This is a genomic window from Bradyrhizobium sp. Kon58 (genome assembly GCF_055807455.1).
This window is the reverse complement of the sequence record NZ_JBVVOT010000039.1, coordinates 38,544-58,061: the sequence shown is the minus strand read 5'-3', so window position 1 is coordinate 58,061 and position 19,518 is coordinate 38,544. Positions and strand designations below refer to the sequence as shown.

17 protein-coding genes are annotated in these 19,518 nt (G+C 62.5%); 8 read left to right on the top strand and 9 right to left on the bottom strand.

What is annotated here, in order from left to right:
- The 4 genes from AC0L20_RS35895 to petA form a co-directional block, all read right to left on the bottom strand.
- Positions 1-1,098 (bottom strand): chorismate-binding protein (locus AC0L20_RS35895; protein WP_473295114.1); only part of this gene is annotated, 1,098 nt, incomplete at its 3' end.
- A gap of 302 nt (positions 1,099-1,400) precedes the next feature.
- Positions 1,401-2,075 carry a dienelactone hydrolase family protein gene (locus AC0L20_RS35890; RefSeq protein ID WP_473295113.1) on the bottom strand — a complete coding sequence of 225 codons (675 nt, stop codon included), beginning with the start codon at positions 2,073-2,075 and terminating at the stop codon, positions 1,401-1,403.
- A 144-nt stretch (positions 2,076-2,219) separates the two neighbouring features.
- Positions 2,220-4,292: a cytochrome b/c1 gene (gene fbcH, locus AC0L20_RS35885; RefSeq protein ID WP_473295112.1), complete on the bottom strand. Its 2,073-nt coding sequence runs from the start codon at positions 4,290-4,292 to the stop codon at positions 2,220-2,222.
- A gap of 62 nt (positions 4,293-4,354) precedes the next feature.
- Complete coding sequence (petA, locus tag AC0L20_RS35880) at positions 4,355-4,885, bottom strand: ubiquinol-cytochrome c reductase iron-sulfur subunit (protein ID WP_026232845.1); 531 nt, start codon at positions 4,883-4,885, stop codon at positions 4,355-4,357.
- 288 nt (positions 4,886-5,173) lie between these two features.
- On the opposite strand from petA, the gene AC0L20_RS35875 reads away from it, so the two are divergent.
- From AC0L20_RS35875 to AC0L20_RS35850, 6 genes are all read left to right on the top strand, one after another.
- Positions 5,174-5,632 (top strand): tRNA (cytidine(34)-2'-O)-methyltransferase, encoded by a 459-nt coding sequence (locus AC0L20_RS35875; protein WP_473295111.1) that lies wholly within the window; start codon positions 5,174-5,176, stop codon positions 5,630-5,632.
- A 19-nt stretch (positions 5,633-5,651) separates the two neighbouring features.
- Positions 5,652-6,284, top strand: a complete 633-nt coding sequence (gene queE / locus AC0L20_RS35870; protein ID WP_473295110.1) for a 7-carboxy-7-deazaguanine synthase — start codon at positions 5,652-5,654, stop codon at positions 6,282-6,284.
- A 17-nt stretch (positions 6,285-6,301) separates the two neighbouring features.
- Positions 6,302-6,667, top strand: coding sequence for a 6-pyruvoyl trahydropterin synthase family protein (locus AC0L20_RS35865; RefSeq protein ID WP_247357255.1), 366 nt, complete (start codon positions 6,302-6,304; stop codon positions 6,665-6,667).
- A 4-nt stretch (positions 6,668-6,671) separates the two neighbouring features.
- Positions 6,672-7,571, top strand: a complete 900-nt coding sequence (gene hemF, locus AC0L20_RS35860; protein WP_473295109.1) for an oxygen-dependent coproporphyrinogen oxidase — start codon at positions 6,672-6,674, stop codon at positions 7,569-7,571.
- Positions 7,568-8,314 (top strand): HAD family hydrolase, encoded by a 747-nt coding sequence (locus tag AC0L20_RS35855; protein ID WP_473295108.1) that lies wholly within the window; start codon positions 7,568-7,570, stop codon positions 8,312-8,314. Before hemF ends, AC0L20_RS35855 begins: the two co-directional genes overlap by 4 nt.
- A gap of 371 nt (positions 8,315-8,685) precedes the next feature.
- Positions 8,686-8,892 carry a YodC family protein gene (locus tag AC0L20_RS35850; RefSeq protein ID WP_018454945.1) on the top strand — a complete coding sequence of 69 codons (207 nt, stop codon included), beginning with the start codon at positions 8,686-8,688 and terminating at the stop codon, positions 8,890-8,892.
- 272 nt (positions 8,893-9,164) lie between these two features.
- Here the strand turns inward: AC0L20_RS35850 and AC0L20_RS35845 are convergent, their stop codons facing one another.
- Positions 9,165-10,253 carry a winged helix-turn-helix domain-containing protein gene (locus tag AC0L20_RS35845; protein WP_473295107.1) on the bottom strand — a complete coding sequence of 363 codons (1,089 nt, stop codon included), beginning with the start codon at positions 10,251-10,253 and terminating at the stop codon, positions 9,165-9,167.
- Between the two features lie 277 nt (positions 10,254-10,530).
- Here AC0L20_RS35845 and AC0L20_RS35840 point away from each other — a divergent pair, with 277 nt between their 5' ends.
- The gene (locus AC0L20_RS35840) at positions 10,531-11,442 is read left to right on the top strand and encodes a DUF1127 domain-containing protein (protein WP_473295106.1); all 912 of its coding nucleotides are present in this window, start codon (positions 10,531-10,533) and stop codon (positions 11,440-11,442) included.
- 185 nt (positions 11,443-11,627) lie between these two features.
- On the opposite strand, the gene AC0L20_RS35835 is transcribed toward AC0L20_RS35840, so the two are convergent.
- A complete protein-coding gene (locus AC0L20_RS35835) occupies positions 11,628-12,701 on the bottom strand; it encodes a TauD/TfdA family dioxygenase (RefSeq protein ID WP_473295105.1) in 1,074 nt (357 codons plus the stop codon).
- A 298-nt stretch (positions 12,702-12,999) separates the two neighbouring features.
- Between AC0L20_RS35835 and AC0L20_RS35830 the strand changes: the two genes are divergently transcribed.
- The gene (locus tag AC0L20_RS35830; RefSeq protein WP_473295104.1) at positions 13,000-13,305 is read left to right on the top strand and encodes a hypothetical protein; all 306 of its coding nucleotides are present in this window, start codon (positions 13,000-13,002) and stop codon (positions 13,303-13,305) included.
- Between the two features lie 96 nt (positions 13,306-13,401).
- Here AC0L20_RS35830 and AC0L20_RS35825 read toward each other — a convergent pair whose 3' ends face one another.
- The 3 genes from AC0L20_RS35825 to AC0L20_RS35815 all read right to left on the bottom strand — a co-directional run bounded on the left by AC0L20_RS35825 (position 13,402) and on the right by AC0L20_RS35815 (position 19,462).
- The gene (locus AC0L20_RS35825; protein ID WP_473295102.1) at positions 13,402-14,484 is read right to left on the bottom strand and encodes a two pore domain potassium channel family protein; all 1,083 of its coding nucleotides are present in this window, start codon (positions 14,482-14,484) and stop codon (positions 13,402-13,404) included.
- 36 nt (positions 14,485-14,520) lie between these two features.
- Complete coding sequence (locus AC0L20_RS35820) at positions 14,521-15,714, bottom strand: L-dopachrome tautomerase-related protein (protein ID WP_473295101.1); 1,194 nt, start codon at positions 15,712-15,714, stop codon at positions 14,521-14,523.
- Positions 15,715-15,886: 172 nt separating this feature from the next.
- Positions 15,887-19,462, bottom strand: coding sequence for a LuxR C-terminal-related transcriptional regulator (locus AC0L20_RS35815; protein WP_473295100.1), 3,576 nt, complete (start codon positions 19,460-19,462; stop codon positions 15,887-15,889).
- Positions 19,463-19,518: the final 56 nt, after the last annotated feature.

Below are 19,518 nucleotides of genomic sequence, written 5' to 3'. Positions count from 1 at the left end.
GTCGACGTCGGTGCACATGTTGAGCTCGAACTCGTCCTTCTCGGAGTTCAGGAGCTGGCGGATCTGCTCGGCATCACCGATCGCATCGGTACCGCGCGCGATCGTGCCCGAGATCGGGCAGGTCTCGACCCGGCGTCCGTCCGAGCGCACGAACATTTCCGGAGAGGCCGAGACGAGAAATTCGCCCTCACCAAGATTCATCAGCGCGCCGTAGGGCGATGGGTTGATGACGCAGAGCCGCTGGAACACTTCCGCCGGCGAGCGGTCGCAAGGCTCGGCAAAGAGTTGCCCCGGCACCGCCTCGAACAGATCGCCACGCGCAAAGGCGGCGCGCGCCGTCTCGACCGTGGCCTGATATTCGCCGGGGGCGTGATCGGCAAAACCCTGGCGCGGTGTCTTGAGATATGGGCTCTCGGCGGTCTCATGCGGGAGGCCCGCGGTAGACTTGCCCTTCCACGCGAAATCGTAAGTGAGCACGACGCCGCGGCCGGTGGCGCGGTCATAGGCGAGCAGGCGGTCGGGCACGTAGAGCACGATGTCGCGCTGGTCGCTCTCGCGCGCGCGCTTCTGCACGAGGTCCTCGATCTGGAACACGAGGTCGTAGGCGAAGGCGCCGAACAGGCCGAGCACGCCGTCGTCGTTGGCGGAGAACGCGGCGACGAGATCGCGCACCAGCGACATCACGCTGGCGCGCCGCGTGCGCTGGTCTTCGTCGATCGGGGCTTCGCCGCGGATGATATGACCGGCAAGGCGCGTCGCGGTCTTCTCGGAGATCACGACGCAGGGTTCGCGCAAGACGTCGGCGAGGAAGGCGATCAGCACCTCCCCGCGCGCGTTCAGTGCTTCCAGCTTGAAATTGACGCCGGTGGTCTCGAGCTTGAGCGGCGGGTCGGAGAAGCCGAGGTCAAAACTCTCGTAGCGGCCGGGCACGGTCGTACCCGAGGACAGCACCACGCCGCGGCGGCGGTCGAGCAGGCTGACGAGATCGTCGAGCCGGTTGGCGCCGCCGGAAAACTGTTCCGCCACGCGCGTGACAGCAAGCCCGGCGCGGGTCACGTAGTCGCTTCGGGCCGGAAGGGCAAAGACGGTCCTGTTCATGGGGTCCTCTTACGAAACTTGTCGAGGGAACGCCACACAGGACAAACGATCAGGCCGCCGCACTGCGTGGGCGACCTCAGACGATTTTGGGAGAATAAATCGCACCGGCCACCTCTCAGGAGGTGCGCCACCAAAGACGGGATGGGCGGACGGCGGTGCTCATGGGCGGATACTCATCATGGCGCGGGGACGGCGTCAAGGTGTCGTCTCCGGTAGCCCGGATGAAGCGCAGCGCAATCCGGGTCCGGTACCACGATGAGACAGCCCCGGATTACGCTGCGCTCCATCCGGGCTACGGGCGACTACCCCAGATGCTTCCTAAAAAACTCCGTCGCCCTGCCCCAGGCGAGCTCGGCGGCTTCGCGGTCGTGGACCGCCTGGCGCTGCTCGTTGACGAAGGCGTGCTCGGCATCATAGCGGAACAGCTCCAGCGACTTGCCGGCGGCCTTCATGGCCTTTTCGAAGCCGTTGACCAGCTCCGGCGTGCACCAATCGTCCTTGTTGGCGAAATGGGCCTGGAGCGGGATCTTGACGTCGGCGGGCTTGGCCGCCTGCTCCGGCGGAATGCCGTAGAACACGACGCCGGCCGCGAGCTCCGGCACATGCACCGCGCCGATGATGGTGACGGCACCGCCGAGGCAGAAGCCTGTCAGCCCGACCTTGGCGCCGTTGCGCGACAGATATCGCGTGGCGCCGCGCACGGTCTGCGTGGTGGCGTCCATGAAATCGAGCGAGTTCATCTCTTTGCCGGCGGCGTCGGTGTCGTGATACGGCACCACCTTGCCCTTGTAGAGATCGGGCGCCAGCGCATCGAAACCGGCCAGCGCGAAGCGATCGCAGAGGCCCTTGATCTGGTCTGACAGGCCCCACCATTCCTGGATGACCACCACGCCGGGCGCGTTGCCGCGCGCGGCATTGGCGAGATAGCCCAATGCGTCCTTGCCGTCCGGGCGCTTGAAGGTGATGGCGGTTCCCATGGTGTCCTCCGACGAGTTTTTGGGGAGCGGTTGGGGCCATTTTGGCGTTTGAGCGCGCGATAGGCAATCGCGCCTGACAACACACTCTCGTGCCCAACAAAAAAGCCCCCTTGCGGGGGCCTCTTCATTCTCGCCTCAGGCCGCTCAGTGCGAGTCGGCCCAGACCTTCTTCTTGGTGAAGTACATCAGGCCGGCGAAGATGATCAGGAAGATGAAGACTTGGAAACCGAGGCGCTTGCGCGCTTCCATGTGCGGTTCGGCGGTCCACATCAGGAACGTGGTGACGTCCTTGGAATATTGCGCGACCGTGGTCGGCGAGCCGTCGTCGTAGGTGACCTGGCCGTCGCTGAGCGGCTTCGGCATCTTGATGGCGTGGCCCGGGAAATACTTGTTGTAGTAGGACCCCTCCGGGATGGTCACGCCTTCGGGCGCCTTGTCCTCGAAGCCCTGGAGCACCGCCGAGACGTAGTCCGGGCCCTGCTCTTGATACTGGGTGAAGAAGTCGACGATGAACCAGGGGAAGCCGCGGCCGTAGGAGCGCGCCTTGGTGATCAGCGACAGATCCGGCGGCGCCGCGCCGCCGTTCGCCGCACGCGCGGCCTGCTCGTTCGGGAATGGCGAGGGGAAATAATCCGCCGGCCGGCCCGCGCGCTCGAACATATCGCCCGCGTCGTTCGGGCCGTCCTTGACCTTGTAGTCGGAGGCGAAGGCTGCAGCCTGCGCGACCGAATAGCCGGGACCACCGGCTTCCGCGAGGTTGCGGAAGGCGATGTAGGACAGGCCGTGGCAGTTGGCGCAGACTTCCTTGTAGACCTTCAGGCCGCGCTGCAACGCGCCGCGGTCGTACTTGCCGAACGGACCCGCGAACGACCATTTGTTGCCCGGCGGCTTGTCGCTGCCTTCGGAGGCACGCGCGTTGTCGGCGGAGCCCGCAAACAACGCGCCCGCCAGCGCAAGCACGATCGCGCTCGACACCATCGGCGTCGACCTGCTTCCGGTTTTGGCCAGGACGGCATCCGAGATCGAGTTCGGCACAGGCCGCGGCTTCTCGATCCGCGAGAGCAGCGGCAGCACGATCAGGAAATAGGCGAAGTAGCAGAACGTCAGGACCCGGCCGGCGATCACGTAGATGCCTTCCGGCGGCTGCGCGCCGAGATAGCCGAGCAGGATGCAGACCGCGACGAAGATCCAGAAGAACTGCTTGGCCAGCGGACGGTACTTCGACGATTTGGTCTTGGCGGCGTCGAGCCAGGGCAGGAAGCACAGGATGATGATCGCCGAGAACATCCCGATCACGCCCGCGAGCTTGTTCGGGATCGAGCGCAGGATTGCGTAGAACGGCAGGTAATACCATTCCGGCACGATGTGCGGCGGCGTCACGCCCGGATTCGCCGGAATGTAATTGTCGGCGTCGCCGAGATAGTTCGGCATGTAGAAGATGAACCAGGCGTAGAGCAGCATGAAGCAGGACACGCCGAACATGTCCTTGATGGTCGCATGCGGCGTGAACGGAACCGTGTCCTTCTCCGTCTTGGGCTCGACGCCATCAGGGTTGTTCTGGCCGGAGACATGCAGCGCCCAGACGTGAAGCACGACGACGCCCGCGATCAGGAACGGCAGCAGATAGTGCAGCGAGAAGAAGCGGTTCAGCGTCGGGTTGCCGACCGAATAGCCGCCCCACAAGAGCGTCACGATGCTCTCGCCGACATAGGGGATGGCGGAGAACAGATTGGTGATGACGGTAGCGCCCCAGAAGCTCATCTGGCCCCAGGGGAGCACGTAGCCCATGAAGCCCGTCGCCATCATCAGCAGGTATATGATGACGCCGAGGATCCACAGCACCTCGCGCGGCTCCTTGTAGGAGCCGTAATAGAGGCCGCGCAGCATGTGGACGTAGACGGCGACGAAGAACATCGAGGCGCCGACGGCATGCATGTTGCGCAGCAGCCAGCCGTAATTGACGTCACGGACGAGCAGCTCGACCGACTTGAAGGCGAGGTCGGCATGCGGCGTGTAGTGCATCGCCAGGATCACGCCGGTCAGGATCTGGATCCCCAGCATGAAGGAGAGGATGGCGCCGAAGGTCCACCAATAGTTCAGGTTGCGCGGGGTGGGATAGACCACGAAGGAGGAGTGCATGAGGCCGAGGATCGGCAGACGTCGCTCGATCCATTGCAGGGCCGGATTGCTCGGCTGGTAGTCGGATGGTCCGCTCATGATGCGATCCTGAGGAAATAGTACGACGAGACGGCGCGAAGCTTCGGACGAGGGCCCGAGGCTCAGCCGATCTGGATTTTGGTGTCGGAAACGAACTGGTACGGCGGCACCGGCAGGTTCGCGGGCGCGGGCCCCTGGCGGATGCGGCCGGACGAATCGTACTGCGAACCATGGCAGGGGCAGAAGAACCCGTCGTAATTGCCTTCATGGGCGATCGGGATGCAGCCGAGATGGGTGCAGATGCCGATCACGACCAGCCACTGCTCGTGGCCGGACTTGACCCGGGCCTCGTCGGACTGCGGATCGGGCAGGCTCGCCACGTTGACGGCGCGCGCCTCGTCGATCTGCTTCTTGGTGCGGTGGCTGATATAGATCGGCTTGCCGCGCCAGAACACCTTGATGTCCTGCCCCTCGGCGACCGGGCTGAGATCGACCTCGATCGGCGCACCGGCGGCGATGGTCGACGCATCAGGATTCATTTGGGAAATGAAGGGCCAGAGCGCGGCTGCGCCCCCTACTGCTGCAGCTGCCCCCGTTGCAACGAATAAGAAATCACGGCGTGTCGGATGGTCCGCCGAAGACGCTGTCGTCACGATTCCAACCCTTTCTTCTTATGCAGCCGGCGGAACCGCTCCAGGAGCCCCCAAGGTCCCCAGAACAGCCTGCCGGCGCCCGCGGCCCCCCGCGGCGGCAGAACTTCACGTGCCCCCACCAAAACAAGGCGAAAACAGCAGTCCAGAATCGTTCTATTGGCACCCTTGCCGGGCGAGCGCAAGCCCGCTATCGGCGCGGGAGCGTGCAATGCACGAATTCCGCGGCCAGCGATGTTTTATTGAGACATTTCCGGCCCGCACCGAACCGAGACAGCCCATGCACAGCCCATGCAGATAGCGCTTTTCCAACCCGACATCCCCCAGAACACCGGCACGATTCTCAGGCTCTGCGCCTGTCTGGGCGTGGCCGCCCATATCATCGAGCCGGCCGGCTTCCCGGTCTCCGACCGGCATTTCCGCCGGGCGGGAATGGACTACCTCGATCAGGTCAGCATCGTCAGGCACGACTCCTGGTCGAAATTCGAGCAATGGCGCGCGACGCAGGGCGCCCGCCTGCTGCTGTTCACCACCAAGGGAGCGACCGACTACCGCGATTTCCGTTACCAGACGGCGGACATCCTGCTATTCGGGCGCGAGAGCGCCGGCGTCACCGAGGCCGTGGTCGAGGCGGCGGACGCCCGGCTGGTGATCCCGATCGCTCCGGGGCTGCGGTCGCTCAATGTCGCCATGACCGCGGCGATGGCCGCAGGCGAAGCACTGCGGCAGCTCCGGAACCCGCAAGTTTGAGATTGTTGAGGAGAGACGGTTGAGTTACGCGGTCAAGGAAATCTTCCTGACCCTGCAAGGCGAAGGCGCCCATGCCGGGCGCGCGTCCGTGTTTTGCCGTTTTGCCGGCTGCAATCTCTGGAGCGGGCGCGAGACGGATCGCAGCGAGGCCACCTGCACATTCTGCGACACCGATTTCGTCGGCACCGACGGCACGCTCGGCGGACGCTATGCTTCGGCCGCGGAACTCGCCGGCACCATCGCGGCGCAATGGACGGCGTCGGCCGACAACCGTTACGTGGTGCTCACCGGCGGCGAGCCGCTGTTGCAGGTCGATGCCGCGCTGGTCGATGCGCTCCACGCAAACGGCTTCGAGATCGGGGTCGAGACCAACGGCACCATCGCCCCGCCCGAAGGGCTCGACTGGATCTGCGTCAGTCCGAAGGGCGGCAGCGATCTGGTGATCCGGCGCGGCCACGAGCTGAAGCTGGTCTATCCGCAGCCGCTCGCCATGCCGGAGGCCTTCGCGGATCTCGCCTTCGAGCGCTTCTCGCTGCAGCCGATGGACGGGCCCGAGGTCGCCCAAAACACCGCGGGCGCAATCGACTATTGCCTCAATCATCCGCAATGGCGGCTCAGCGTGCAGACGCATAAGTCGCTCGGCATCAGATAGGATTGGTTTTCGAACAGATGTGGGAATTGACGAAATCGTTTCGCTTCGAGGCGGCGCACTCATTGTCGGGAACGACGTTCGGCGCTGATAGCGAAGAGATCCACGGCCACTCCTTTCGCGCGGAGGTGACGCTGCGCGGCACGCCCGATCCCAAAACCGGCATGGTGGTCGATCTCGGCCTGGTCCAGCGCGCCATCGAGGACGTGCGCATGACGCTTGACCATAAGTACCTCAACAAGATCGAGGCGCTGGGCACACCGACGCTGGAAAACCTCTCGCGCTTCGTCTGGGAGCGGCTCGCCCCTATCGGCAAGCTCACCCGCGTCAGCATCCACCGCGACAGTTGCAACGAGAGCTGCACCTATTACGGTCCGCAGGGTTGAGAGAATGACATCCACATTGGACCCGAGCTTGATCGAAGACCGTAAGACCCGCGCTCGCGCCTGGTTCGAAGCCCTGCGCGACGACATCTGCGCGAGCTTCGAGCGGCTGGAGGACGATGCCCCGCAAAGCCTTTATCCGGGCGAGCCGGGCCGCTTCAAACGCACGCCGTGGCAGCGTACCGATCATACCGGCGCGGCCGGCGGCGGCGGCGTGATGTCGATGATGTCAGGCCGCCTGTTCGAGAAGGTCGGCGTGCACTGCTCCACCGTGCACGGCGAATTCGCGCCCGAGTTTCGCGCGCAGATTCCCGGTGCGGCGGACGACCCGAAATTCTGGGCCTCCGGCATCTCGCTGATCGCGCATCTGCGTAATCCGCACGTGCCGGCGGTGCACATGAACACGCGCTTCGTCGTCACCACAAAAGCCTGGTTCGGCGGCGGCGCCGATCTCACGCCGGTGCTCGATCGCCGGCGCACGCAGGACGATGCCGACAGCATCGCCTTCCACGCCGCAATGAAACAGGCCTGCACGCAGCCGAACGGCGTCGCCGATTACGGCAAGTACAAGAAGTGGTGCGACGAGTATTTCCACCTGCCGCACCGCAAAGAGGCGCGCGGCATCGGCGGCATCTTCTACGACTGGCATGACAGCGGCGACTGGGACGCCGACCTCGCCTTCACCCGGGACGTCGGCCGCGCCTTCCTGAAGATCTATCCCGACATCGTGCGGCGCAATTTCGCGACAAGCTGGACCCCAGAGGATCGCGAGGAGCAGTTGATCCGGCGCGGCCGCTATGTCGAGTTCAACCTGCTCTATGACCGCGGCACCATCTTCGGTCTCAAGACCGGCGGCAATGTGGATTCGATCCTGTCGTCGCTGCCGCCGGAGGTGAAGTGGCCATGACGACGATGAAGCCCGCAATGAAGCCGCTGCCGCGCGCCATGCTGATCGATATGGACGACACCATCCTGTCGGCCTATGCGCGGCCCGAGATCGCCTGGAACACGATCACAGCAGAGTTCGCCGATGAGCTCGCGCCGCTGCCGCCGCAACTGGTCGCAAGCACCGTCCTGGCCTTCGCGAAAAACTTCTGGGCCAATGCGGACGCCTCCTGGCGGATGAAGCTCGCCGAGGCCCGCCATCTCACTGTCAAGGGCGGTTTTGCCGCGCTCGCGGCCGCCGGTCATCGCGCCCTGCCCGACGACCTCGCCATTCGCCTCGCCGACCGTTTCACCGCCTATCGCGAGGAGGAGATGTTCGTCTTCCCGGGCGCGCATGACGCCATCGACAGGCTCAAGGCGCTCGGCATCAAGCTCGCGCTGGTGACCAACGGCGCCGCCGACACCCAGCGCGCCAAGGTGGAGCGCTTCGAGCTGGCGCATCGCTTCCATCACATCCAGATCGAGGGCGAGCACGGCTTCGGCAAGCCCGAGGAGCGCGCCTATCTGCACGCGATGGACGCGCTCGGCGTCACCGCCGAGGATACCTGGATGATCGGCGACAATCTGGAATGGGAAGTGGTGACTCCGCAGCGTCTCGGCATCTACTCGATCTGGATCGACGTGCATGGCGACGGCCTGCCCGAAGGCTCGATCGTCAAGCCCGACCGCATCATCCGCTCGCTGACAGAACTGGTGCCGGGCTGACTGCAATCAGGGTGCGCAAACAAAAACATCGAAAACAACCCCATGCACAGTAGACGGCCGCAGCAAAATCAAGGACTTGCGGCAAGCGTAAACTGCGTATCTGACAAAATCGTTTGCTCCGTCGGGCAAAACAGGCGCATGGTGTCATGGTCGCGACGCACGGGACGGAAGAGCCCTTGCGCCATCCATCGAGCAGGCGCCATTGCCTCTCGTGATGGGATCGCTCCGGCCTAAAGCTCTCTGATCGACGTTTCAGCAGTCCGGCCGGCGGATGCGCGCTACCGCAACACATAAACTGACCGAGTAGCCCGTGATTGGCATGTCATGCCGGTTTGCTAGCTTCACCGTCAATCAACCCGAAAGGACCATCCATGGAACTAAAAGCCGGCGATATCGTCATGCTGAAATCCGGCGGGCAGCCGCTCACCGTCGCGGACGTGAAAGGCGACGACGTGATCTGTCTCTGGATGGGCGCGGAAGGCGATCTGTTTCGCGAGACGCTCCCGCTTGCGGTGCTCGAGCACCTGGAAGAGCTCGACGACGAAGACGAGGATGAAGACGACGAAGACGAGGAGTAAGCGCGGCTGAGGCCGCATCTAGTTTGATCGGAGCGCACAGCTCCGGCGCGCATGATGTCCGCTTCTTCGCCAACAATGGCGCGATAGCGGACATCGCTGCATGGCAGAACGGCCGACGAGGACGTTGTCCGGATTCGTCCTCTTGTCAGCATCCGTTACCTTGCTGACGGGATTCCTCGGCGGATACTTTCAGGATCATCGTGTCTCACGTAAGTGGTGCAGCCAGCACTGTCACGGCAATTCCCATTTGTCCCGTCGGCCGTAGGCCGAGATCAGCTTGTGTAAGCCTGAAGGCCCGCGCCGATATTTAGCGATCGGCTACACGGTTCGATGGCTTCTTCGTATTGGCGGAGCTGCAGGTGCGCAACACAGAGGAGCCGCACCGTGATATTCTTCTGCAAGATGGCTAGATCTGTCCGATCGCCGTCGAACCGGTCGGACCATACGTCGTGCGCAGTCTGAAGATCAGTCAGCGATACGCTGATCCGCACCTGATCTCCGCTGCGCTTCACCGCGCCGCGCACCGCCCAGCGGGTGCCGATATCCGTTCCAAGCTGCTTCAGATCGATCGACTTATTCTTGTAGGTGCGGGCGGCCTCGCGTCCGATGACGAAAGTGGCGGGCGCTCGCGCAAGATCGGTCGTCAAATCTGTCGTGATGGCATCGGCAAGGTGATCCTGCTCTGGATCGTTGGTGAGGTTGGCGAAGGGCAACACGATGAGAGAGAGACGATGCGCGATCTCGGGCCTGACTATCGGCTGTCCGTGAAGCTCTCGAGCTTCCTGAACCGCGTCGGTACGGAGCGTCTTCCAGACATTCCAATAACCGACAAGGCCGCCGGCAATTGCACCGATGGCAGCCACCGACGCCAGCGTCCCGCCGACGAACTTCAGAGGGCCTCTGATGTGACGCACCCAGTTCTTGGGCCGCCATTTGAAAGCTACTTTTTCGGAGAACTCCGGGACCAAAACCGCTGCCTCCGCGGCTGCGCGCGCAAGATTCGACGGTTCTGCGAGGGCGCCTAATGTCACCGCAGTTTCGGGACATCGCTCGTCATCGTGGACAGCGCCCACGAAACGAAAGCCCTTTCGTGGAAATGTCTTGATAAGACGTTGTTGCACGCCTGAGTCACCGATCGCGCGTCGGACCGCGTTCAATCGGGTCGTCAGGGCCGCATCGGACACGATCCGACCATTCCAAATCGCGTTTATGAGATCATCCTTGCTGACGACGCGATCCCTGCTGCGGATCAAATAGCCGAGCAGATCAAGTACCTGTGGCGTCGTAGGCACGGCATCAGCCCCGCGCCGCAACTCGCGCCGGTCGGTATCCAGCATACAGTCCTCGAAGAAATAGCGCATGGCACCATTCCCCAGGCTTGCCCTCTACTGCCGAGAGCGCCGCAGCGATTGTCCGGCGGAGGATAGGCCTTCGAACGGAAAAATGTAAGCCGAATATCAAGTGTGCCTTGCCCAGCGTCGCGGGATCGGCCGACGTCAGCCGCACGGAAACGCCCCCGCACCGGCTGGACGCAAAGAATAAGCCGCCGGTAAGAAAAATGTAAGCCCCTCGTCAAGCGTGCCGGACCAAGCATTGGCACCTTAGCCCTCGGTGAGAAGCAAGCCAAAGGAGATTGCGATGAGCGCGATCTATGGCGCCGCGGGGATGCGACGGCCCTTCGGATCAACGCAGCGCGTTGTCAGCCTGGTCCGGCAATTCTTGAGCACATGGCGGGAGCGCCGCAGACGCCGGAGTGCACAAGCAACCCTGTGCGGCCTCAGCGACAGGGAACTCATGGACATCGGCACGACGCGTGGCGAGATCGACTACATCGCCTCGCACCGAAACATCGCGAGGCCGAATCGTTCGACAGACCGGGACAGCGGCGTCATTGCCCTGCTGCTCTGTGGCGCGCTTATCCTCGCTTTCGCAAGCGAGGCCAAAGCTCAATGCACCGCGCAGGACGTTCTGCGCAATCACCTGGACCTCAAGACCGCTCCTCCGGTGCCGCGATCGCAGACTCCCGTCAGTTCGGCCGCCGATGTTCGGCTGTGGAAGACGATTGCGATAGGGACGTTCAGGGACATGCGCGCCCTTCGCAAGGCGATGAGTGCAATGGGCTGCGACGTCGGAAGCGCCGCTGCTGAAGTCCTTGCGCGGCCGGCTTTTACTCTGAGTGGCAAGAAAACGGACGTGGAGCTCGTCCCTGTCTCGGCCGCTGAGCTCGGCTTCGAGGGCGAGACAGCATCGTTGACCGAAATCTATGCGCGCGCGCAACGGCTGGGTTTCGGACTTGCGCCCGCAGAAATCGCTCCGCAGCTGAGACTTCAGTACTTGGACCAGCCAATCGGTGAGTTTCTCATCATCGGCATGGAGCCGATCAGGACATGGGCGGGTGAACCGGTCATCCTGACGGTGGCCAATGGTGGAGCAGGCCTCATTCTCATCGGCCAGGGCACCCGCGAGAACGCGGAAATTCCAGTGAACTCCACCATTGTATTCGTGCGGCCAAGTACACCCGCCCTGGCGGAGACCGCGGCATTCAAGTAGCTCGGGTGATGCGTAAGTCCGCTTTAGGCCGAGAAGCGGCATTTATGGGTACTCGCCCTGGTCGCGTCGAGCCACGTTGAGAGTTTCAGCTTGGCGCTGTCGAAAAGATTGTCCGGCCTGCTCCTGCGACTAGAGCTTGCGAGGCCAAGTTGGGTCCGGGCTTCCGGTTCAACCCATCCGGAACGTCAATCCAACGGGACGTTCAAGCTGGTACCTTTGGTGATGATGCCGCCGCGGTTGCCGATCTCAATCGAGCCATAGCGCTGCTTGAAGCAATCGGGCAACGGCCGGTCGCCTTCCATGCTGAGCCAAAGGCGCAATAAATGACGCTTCTGGCCTGCATCGGGCCAATCGCGGAATCCGGTCCGGTCATGCAGCAAGGCATGATTGTAAACGAACTGCATGTCACCCGGCTGAAGCCGCATGCCGAAATGCAGAGTGGGATCATTTGCGAGCGCGTCGAAGAGATCGAGCGCCTCGACGTGAACAGGCGTCAGTCTCGGCGCATCGGGAAAGCGCTGCGCACTATCGATATACTGGCGCTGATAAAACCCGGTCAGGAACCCCGCATGCCAATTCAGCACCGGGATTTCAAGATATGGCTTTTCGTTCTCCGGCACCTCGCCTCGCCGGTCTGTCGCGATCGGATCAAACAAGAGAGCGGCAAGGTCGGGACGACGGTCAAACATCTCGTTGTAGATTGTCGTCGTACTGACGAGGAGAGAATCCCCTCCCTCCATCGCCTCGCGAATGCATAACAATCCAACCACGTCCGACGAATCCGTGTGGAATGTCTGCCGTTCCGAAGTTTGATAAATGCGGGTGTTCGGATCCTTCGCATCGGCGCCGGTGTCACGAACGTGACCGAGAATGTGGCCCGCTGCATTCTGAGACCGCGCCGATCCAAGATGCGCGCCCACCCCGCAAAATATCGTCGCGGCGAACTCCTGGTTATACTTTGCCACCGGCAGGCCGCGGATCACCTCGAAGCCAAGGCCAGCCAGGAGCGTTGTCTTAAGCTCTTCCAGATGCGCGCCGAGGCGGGGAAGCGGAAAGCTTTCCTTCGTGATCTCGGCGATTTTCTTGTTTCTGCCGAGATATCTTTCAGCCGCGCCCTCGAGCTCGGCGATCTCGCCGGCCGCAAGCGATATCAACCATCGATCGGGATTGGCTTTCATCTCAGCGCCCTGCCAGGCGGACGGGATATCGACCTTCCCAGGAGGGCGATGGATCCCGCCGGGCACTGAGACCACATTCATAGTGTTGGTTCCTGAGGGAGATTGAACGTCAGACATCGGCGCGGAAGACATGGGCGCGGATGATCGACGATATTGTGCCGACCGCTTGTTTGCAACTTGGCTGAAGCGCCGCCGTGAGCCGAGCGCATTGTCCCCGTGACGAGATCCGTTCCAAGCAGTCGCGTGTTGGGTGAGCCGCTTCCGCCAAAATGATTACACGGCCATTCGTTCGGCCGGACAAAGCCCGGGAAAAAGTGGCATCAGCCGGAACGTTCACGAAGCTGGCTGAGTTAAAAGTCATGCGCGTCGCGCTGCGGTCATGGCCGCACCGCACGGCCCGGATAAGGCTCTGGAAGAGGCGAAAGCTACTCTGCGGCGTGCTTCGCGGCACGGCCGCGCGAGGATCGCGATGTACACGACGGCGATATACGATGAGCTGAGGCAGATCGAGCGCGACGTCGTCGAGGGAGAACGGCGGCTCGCAGAGCAGGAGGCGCTGATCATCGAGATGAAGCGCCAGAACCTGGACACAGCCAAAGCTGAAGGCGAACTCGAACGGATGCGCATGGAGCAGCGAGGTCGCGATCAGGATCGGCAACGTCTGCTCTCACGGCTGCAGCCCTGAAACAATTCCGCTCAATGGGGCTGATCCGCCGAAGGCGTCGTGTTCCTGAGACGCAAGACCAGGCCAGGTGCACTCGGCGAGAAGTCCGCCAGGAGTTTACGCCCTTTGTATCGCCGGATCGATGTCCGAAGGCCGGTAAGCCATCGAATTGCCAAGCACGCAAACGAGAGAGTCCCACCTTCTTCGTTGTTCCATGTAGGATTCGCACGAATGCGGAAGGTCGTCGGTGACACTGATGCCGGCTTGCCGCAGCCGCCGTCGCGCATTGTCGAACCGGACCCGCCAGACTTGCCGATCTCCATCGTCGGCCTCATCCGAGGCTTTCTCGTGCAGGAAAACGTTGTTGAGGGTCGAAAGGAGCAGCAGCGCGGAGGACCATAGTTGGGTGACTGCGCCGGATTGCTTGAGCCAATCGGCGTCCTTCGGCAATGCACTTCTGATCAGCGAGACTGCATCGAGGACGATCAGTGACGACCGCGAGACGGAGTAGAACGGTTCAGGGAAGCGGAAGTAGAACAGGACGGGATAGAAGTGGTGAGCTTCTTTGGTGCCTGTAACCTCTGCGGCCAACTCGGACAAATTGTTGTAACCCGCACTCAGCTGGTTATTTGCGAACAGATGCCCGAGCAGATCCGCGGCATCGCCGGTCTCACCGCAAAGCGCGTGAATCTTGAGGCAGAGCGTGTTCCTGCTCCTGAGTGCGCCGTAGATCTGCATCAGGTAGGTGATCGTGAGCGATATGACTGACGTCCCGATCACCGAATTCAGAACAAACAACAGCTTCGCTCCGGCACTCTGCGGACCAAAGTTGCTGCCGCCTACGATCGACAGGCTGCTTCCGGCGACATAAAGCGCGGTCACGAAGTCGGTTGGGGTCTCCTGGTTGCTGGTAATGCTGGTCCCGAGCTGAGGGTGCACAATCAGTGCAGCCCCAAGCGCGAGCAGAATAGACCAGGTGAACAGCAAGGCGACCAGAATCAACGGGCCGCAGAATGAAAGCAGATGGTTGCCGTTGCCGGCCGAGGAAAGCCGGCGCAGCGCGAGCCAAACCAGTCTGGCCAGGCGGTCGCTGATAATTCCGGTGCCGGCGCGTGCGTAGAGAACCGTGAGGAATACGTCGGCAAGGATCAGTGCCATCAGCAGCGCGCCGGCTAAAGGCTCAAGCCAGTAGGCCATCATTCCTCCTCGCCCTGCGGCGTTTCCGGAGCCCTGCGCTTACTGCCGGTTCGGGTCGCGGCTTGACCCGACGGTGTTCGCGTCGCCGGGCATGAACTTGAACAGCGTGAAGTTCTTGTCGGTCCACGCCATGTGGAACCAGGGCGAATCCTGGATATGCGACGCGGTGACATAGATTGCGCCATCAGGACCTTGCGAGAAGGTGTCCGGCCAGCGCAGGCGCGAATCCGTCAACAGCTGTCGCACGGTCCCATCGCTGGGGTTGAGGACCTTGACGGCATTGTTGGCGATCGAGCTCAGATAGATTTCGCCATTTTCGCCGGTCCAGAGCCCATCGACGGGCTCCGTCGTTGCCACTGTTTCCGGCCGAGCGTGAGCCGCCGCGTCCGCACTCTGGATACTGGACGTGGCGATCCGGTAGAGCGTCTTTCCGGTCAGGGCCTGCCAGTAGAGGGTGTTGCCGTCCTTCGAGAGCGCCAGACTATCGGCATTGAACAAGGGCTGCCGTCCGTCCGGCCGCCGCAAGGGCTGGCCATCTGTCATCACGGTGACGCTCGGATCGAATTGGGTCGAAGGATCCTCGCTCAGCACACGCCAAGCCTGCCCGGACTCGATGTTGAGAACAACCAGGCCGCCGGGCGAACCGGAATCGGTCAGATAGGCGAATTTTCCGTCGGGAGCGATACGGATGTCGTTGAGATAGCTGGCCGGACCAGCGACGTCCGGCCCGATCGGAAAGGTCCGCTTCACAGTGTTCGATTTCAGATCGACCTCGACGATCTTGGGTCCACCCTTCACCGTCTTCTCGGCATTGGGAGCCGCGGGATCGACGACCCAAAGCGATCCGCGCCGGTCCGCAACAACACTTTGAACGCAAACGAAGTGATCCTTGGGCGATACCTCGGACATTCGCGCGTTGCGCCAGCCGTTCCATTCCTCATTGGGATATGGCTTGGTCGAGCCGTCCGGCATGAGTTCGGCCACCGAGACCGGCGTATCCTCCGTCCAGCGCGGGAAGTTCACGAAGATGCGGCCGTCCGGGGCGACCGTGACGCCGGTCACCTGATGGTCGAACGTCGCGAGCGATTGCAGCCGGCTGTCGCGACTTTCGACAAGAGGCGCGACAAGCCGCTGGGCCTTGGACTTGATATCCTCTGTTGCGGATTGCGCGTGAACCGCGGACGAAATGGATAGCACGACTGCCAAGCAGGAGCTGAACGCGATTGCACGCATGAGAGGCCCTTTCCAAAAAGTTTAGGGCCCAATCCGGCTTTGCTTCGATCGTTCCTCGCGACTCCACATCTGCCAACGCGTTTGATGGCTAGTTCCGTCAAACAGTCGAGCGATGATAGTTGCCGAGGTATATGGGGCGAGCGAGTTCATCGCCTCCGTCGCGATCACAATTTCAAATCAGCAAATCATGATGCGCAGGTACAATGGCTTGATGCGCGCCGTTATTGCCGTGATCGTCCGCGTGTCCGTTCAGCGCATGAGGGACGGGCTTGGCGAGGTCCTCCGCTTGACCATGCGGAACGTGCGGAACGTGCGGAACGTGCGGATCGAGCGGATTATTGAGCTGTTTCAGCTCAACTGTCGCGACGAGAGTAGAAGGAGTTGGTCCGCTATCGAAGCGGAACACCGGTCCTTGGTCCAGGCCGCCGATCCCCAACGCAGCTTTGGCAGGGTGCGCGTCTTCCGATGCGATTGCAGCAGATTGCGCAGGGTGCTGCGAGTTGCCGCGTCCGGCGTTGCCGCCGGCTGCGACGCTCGGCTCTATGACGTCGGCTGCTTGCGATGCGTTGGCAGAGGTTGAGTGCAACTCGTCCTCCGAGCTGCCGTGGTCCACCGTGGCTGGTTCTGTCGTCTTCACTGCCCCCGCAGCGTGCGAAGCCGAAGCGTGATGCTGGCCGCCATCGCCCGGTTTGCCCCCAGCTTCAGTCGATTCCGTGCTTGCCGCGTTTGCAGAGCCCGGCTCTGAAGCGTGCTGCGAGTTGCCGTGGCTTGTGCTGGCGGCCGTTGCGACGCCCGGATCGGTCTCAGCTGCGTCCGGTGCGTTTGCAGCAGATGAGTGCCCGGATTTGCCGTGTTCCGCAGCCCCTGGTTCTGCCGTCTTCGCTGGTCCGTGCGCCGCATCAGAAGCCGAAGCGTGATGCTCGCCGCCGTTGCCCGGTTTGGAGCCAGCTTCAGTCGGTTCGCCGGCTGCCGCCTTTGCAGACCCCGGCTCCGAAGCGTGCTGCGAGTTGCCGTGGCCTGCGCTGGCGGCTATCGCTGCGCCCGGATCGATCTCGCCTGCATCTGGTGCATTTGGGGCGGCGGAGTGCCCGGATTTGCCGTGTTCCCCGCCCCCTGCGTCGGCCTTCTTCGCTGGCCCTTCCGGAGCTTCCGAAACCGAAGCATGATGCTCGGCGCCATTGCCGACGCCGTGGCCCGGTTTGGAGCCAGCTTCAGTCGGTTCGCCGGCTGCCGCCTTTGCAGACCCCGGCTCCGAAGCGTGCTTTGAGTTGCCATGACCCGCGTTAGCGGCCGTTGCGACGTCCGGATCGGTCTCAGCTGCGTCCGGTGCTTTTGCAGCTTTTGAGTGCCCGGCTTTGCCGTGTGCCGCGCCGTCTGGTTCTGCTTTCTTCGCTTGCCCTCCCGGAGCCTCCGGGCCCTTATCGTGATGGTCGGCGCCATTGCCGACGCCGTTGCCCGGCTTGGAGTCTGCTTCAGTCGACGGGTCCGAAGCGTGCTGCGAGTTGCCGTGGCCCGTATTGTCGGCGGTTACGATATTGGGTTGGCCGATCTCGTTCGGTGCCGTCGACGAAGCGCCGGTGCCCGTATTGGTCGGACCACTGTTCGATGTGACATTGGCGACTGCCGGGGCCGTCGCGCTATGCGTAAGCTCGATGGATGATCCGTGAGCCGACGCCGCAGACGCAGCATCGCTCTCTTCCGTTGCATCCGCGGACGGGTCGGTGGAGCTTCCGAGCCTCGTCGACGTTCCCAAACCGGTCCGGGCCTGCCCGAAATGGAAACCCGAGCCGTTGTTGGCCAGAAGGGCCCAGGCTCCAGACGTCCCGAGCGTGCTCTCGCTCCCCTCGATACTGGTTTGGACATGGTCCTTGCTCAAAACAGTCTCATCGGTTTCGGTCGCCGATGTCACCGCGGCTTCGAGCTGCTCCAAGGTGGTCGCGATAACGGCGCCATCGGGCTCGGAGCCGACGTCCGCCTCTGCAATGGATACAATCCCCTCCAGATGAATTTCCAGCAGGCCGCGATCGCCGACATCAAGGACACGATCGGTCGCATTCACATAGACGATCGTTTCGTTGCTTGCGGAGTCGTAGACCCAAGCGAGTGTATGTGGCGGTATAGACTTGGTTGCCGCCGTCATATGCAGCCAGGCAAGCGCTCCGAAAGCCGCAAGATTGATCCTGCCCGGCCCCGATGCGAAATCGAACACAGCGTCGGAAGAGGTCGGCTTGGAATGGTTAGACTCGGAATCGATCGGGGAGCGATAAACAATTTTTTCAACGTTGCCGCCTACGCCGATACCGGCATCGTGACCAAGGTCCGCGCCAACAGGTGTATGGAGATTGTCACCCGTATCGCCTGCGCCTTTTTGAACCAGAGCGCCTTCTTGAACCGCATTGTCGTGTCCAGCGGTCACAACGGCGGAAGACAGGTGGACATCGTGCGAAAGAAAACTTGGGGCTGAATGGTCGTCAGGATTGGCGGCAGCATGAGTGATCGCAGCCAGCTTTGTGGTCGCACTCTCTTCAGTGACGGCCAGGATGCTGTCGATCGAGGCGTCACGGAGTTCATGCGCGTGGACGGCGAGATGGGGGTCCTGCAGTGCGTAGATCAACGCACCGGTGAGGATAGCAAAGTTGCCATACCCTCCATGCATCGACGTCGCATTGGAAAGAAGCCGCGGGAATTGATGTTCCGGGGCTGGGTCGTCACCGGTCTGTATGTCGATGGCTTCTCGCAGTAGGCGCGGAAGATCGGGCGCGCTCGATCCAGCAGGAGCGTGGTGTGTCCACGGTTTCGAGCCTCCGGAGTGCTCGGCCGCGCGCAGCGCTTCCATTGCCGCCGCCGGGTTCGTGATTTGGACCGCCTTGGCGAACAGATCTCTCTGGGCTTGCGTCGGCGTCTCGCCGGATTCCCAGACGACGAGGTGCCGGAGAATTCCTTTTTTCCAGGGCTCGTACGCGGCGTGCTCGTCCGCGTGGCCGACGCCGTTATCATCCGGAAAGATGCCGTTCGCTTCCGACGCCTTGAGTTCGTCCGCAATAGCGAACGCCAGAAAGGCCAGGGAGAGCGCGGCCAGGCCGGAGGGGCGTTGCAGCAACGCAATGGTCGCGAGCACAGTCCTGTTGGTGATCTCAAGCTTCTGGAAAATGTTGTAGAGGTGGACTTTGACCGTCCCGTCGGAAACCTTGAGCTGACGCGCGATCTCCTTGTTCGACAGTCCTTCCGCCACGAGTCGTGCGATTTGACGTTCCCGTTGCGTCAACAGCTCCAGCATCTTTTCGACTTTGCCGTCGCCGTCCGCCTCCTTGCCGGCTGCCGAGAGATCGGACTTCGCCAGCGCCACGCCGCTCTTGGTCATCAGCCGCAGTGATCGCAGCATCGTGGCGGGAGAGGCATATTTCGAAATTGCGCTGCAGGCGCCGGCTGCGATGGCGGAAGCCAGATCGTGGTCGGTGTCGGACTCGGTAAAGAACACCAGGCGCGTGGAGAGCTTCTCAGCCTTCACAATCGCGAGGATCTCGGAGACCGTGAGATCCGGCACCCTGTCGGCGAGAAGCGCGACGTCGGGTGTCAGCTTCCGAATTGCTTCGAGGCAGCTTGTCCGATCGCTGGACGCTGCGACAACGTCGAAATCCGGCTGCGTCCCGAGGACCGACCTCAGTCCCTGCAAAACGATCGGCTGTGGATCGACGAGCAAAAGCCGGATGGGCTTGAGTATCCCCTGCCTCGCGGACGCGTCCAACATCGATCTTGCCCTCGGCCCGGTCCTCTATGTCCTTCGGCATATGGCCGTGGCCGGGT